2 protein-coding genes are annotated in these 2,367 nt (G+C 70.7%); one reads left to right on the top strand and one right to left on the bottom strand.

From position 1 onward, the window contains the following. Positions 1-51 precede the first annotated feature (51 nt). Positions 52-2,217 carry a 1,4-alpha-glucan branching protein GlgB gene (glgB, locus tag G6031_RS14905; protein ID WP_182653669.1) on the top strand — a complete coding sequence of 722 codons (2,166 nt, stop codon included), beginning with the start codon at positions 52-54 and terminating at the stop codon, positions 2,215-2,217. A 38-nt stretch (positions 2,218-2,255) separates the two neighbouring features. Here glgB and G6031_RS14900 read toward each other — a convergent pair whose 3' ends face one another. Further along, positions 2,256-2,351, bottom strand: a complete 96-nt coding sequence (locus tag G6031_RS14900) for a tetratricopeptide repeat protein (protein ID WP_277820148.1) — start codon at positions 2,349-2,351, stop codon at positions 2,256-2,258. Positions 2,352-2,367 lie beyond the last annotated feature (16 nt).

The raw sequence follows: 2,367 nt of genomic DNA, 5'->3' as shown, positions 1-2,367 counted from the left end.
GAGGCGGGGCGGTCCCCGGCGCCGGCAGCCCCCGACGCGCCGTCGGGCGGGATCCCCCGCGAGGAGCTCGACGCCCTCCGCTCGGGCACCCACCGCGACCCGCACTCGGTCTACGGCGCCCACCCGACCGGGTCCGGCTCGGTCGTGCGGACCATGCAGCCCGGTGCCACCTCGGTGGAGATCGTGCTGGGGACGCGCACGGTGCCCATGGAACCGCTCGGCGACGGCATGTTCGGGGCGGGGTTGCCCGAGCGGGACGTCCCCGACTACCGGTTCCGGGTGACCTACCCGGACGGGCACACGCGGATCGTGGCCGACGGGTACCGCTTCCTGCCCACTCTCGGCGAGATGGATCTCCACCTGATCAACGAGGGCCGGCACGAGCGGCTGTGGACCGTCCTCGGTGCGCACGTCCGCACGTACGACACCCCCGGGGGGCCCCTCACCGGGACGTCCTTCGCCGTGTGGGCCCCGAACGCCCGGGGCATCAGCGTGGTGGGCGACTTCTGCGGGTGGAACCCGATCGCCCTGCCCATGCGTGCGATCGGCGCCTCGGGAGTGTGGGAACTGTTCGTACCTGACGTGATCGACGACGCCGTCTACAAGTACTGCGTCCGCGGCGCCGACGGCCGGACCGTCGACCACGCCGATCCGCTCGCGGTGGCCACCGAGGTGCCCCCCGCCACCGGATCCAGGGTGTTCACGTCCGGCCACGAGTGGAACGACGACGAGTGGGTCGCCGGCCGGGCGACGCGCGACCACTCGCGCTCCCCGATGACGGTCCTCGAGGTCCACGTGGGCTCCTGGAGACCGGGACTCGGCTACCGCGAGTTCGCCCACCAGTTGGCCGACCACGTGACCGAGACCGGCTTCACCCATGTCGAGCTGATGCCCGTCGCCGAGCATCCCTTCGGCGGGTCATGGGGCTACCAGGTGTCCTCCTACTACGCCCCCACCAGTCGTTTCGGCACCCCGGACGACCTGCGCTATGTGGTCGACCACCTGCACTCGCGCGGCATCGGCGTGCTGGTGGACTGGGTGCCCGCGCACTTCCCCAAGGACGAGTGGTCCCTCGGCCGCTTCGACGGGACCCCGCTGTACGAGCACGCGGACCCCCGTCGCGGTGAGCAGCCCGACTGGGGCACCTACGTGTTCGACTTCGGTCGTCACGAGGTCCGCAACTTCCTGGTGGCCAACGCCCTGTACTGGGCGGAGGAGTTCCACGTCGACGGCCTGCGCGTGGACGCCGTCGCCTCGATGCTCTACCTGGACTACTCGCGGAACGAGGGCGAGTGGACCCCCAACCGCTACGGCGGTAGAGAGAACCTCGAGGCCATCTCGTTCCTGCAGGAGGTCAACGCCACCGTGCGCCGGGAGCACCCCGGATTCCTCATGATCGCCGAGGAGTCGACCTCCTGGGGCGGCGTCACCGCACCCACGGACACCGGCGGTCTCGGGTTCTCCATGAAGTGGAACATGGGGTGGATGAACGACACGCTGCGCTATGTGGGCCTCGACCCCGTCTACCGGGGACACCACCACGGCGAGGTCACCTTCTCCCTGATGTACGCCTGGAGCGAGCGGTTCGTCCTCCCGCTCAGCCACGACGAGGTGGTCCACGGCAAGGGATCGATGTGGCAGCGCATGCCGGGGTCCTCGTGGGACCGCGCGGCCGGGTTGCGCGGGCTCTACGCCTACATGTGGGCGCACCCCGGGAAGAAGCTCATCTTCCAGGGGATGGAGTTCGGTCAGGTCGGCGAGTGGAACGACGAACTGGGCGTCACCTGGGAGAACCTCGAGGGCTGGGAGGGCGAGTACCACCGCGGCATCCTCGCCTCGGTCCGGGACATGAACGCACGCTACGCGGAGAACCCCGGGCTGTGGACGCTCGACGACGACCCGTCGGGGTTCTCGTGGATCGACGCCAACGACTCGGAGCACAACGCGCTGTCGTTCCTGCGTACCGATCACGCGGGCAACACGATCGCCTGCGTGGTGAACTTCTCGGGCCGCACCCTGGACGACTACCGGATCGGTCTGCCCGAGGCCGGGTACTGGGAGGAGATCCTCAACACCGACGCCGAGGCCTACGAGGGGTCGGGAACCGGCAACCTGGGCGGGGTCCACGCGGAGGAGCGGCACCACCACGGCCGCACCCATTCCGCGGGCATCACCGTCGGCCCCCGCGCCGCGGTGTGGTTGCGGCACACGCGCTGACGGCGGGCGACACGCCGACTGCGGGCGGCCCGCGGGCCTCAGTACAACGCGTTGGCGAGGTTCCGGCGGGCGTCCAGCACCCGCGGGTCGTCCGTCGGGAGCGCCTCGAGGAGATCGACCAGCCGGGCGCGCAGCGTCGCCCGGTCGTCG

The sequence above is a fragment of the Dietzia sp. CQ4 genome (genome assembly GCF_014145125.1).
Taxonomy (GTDB): Bacteria; Actinomycetota; Actinomycetes; order Mycobacteriales; family Mycobacteriaceae; genus Dietzia; species Dietzia natronolimnaea.
Note: the sequence above shows the minus strand (reverse complement) of the source record. Positions and strands in the feature narration are given on the sequence as shown.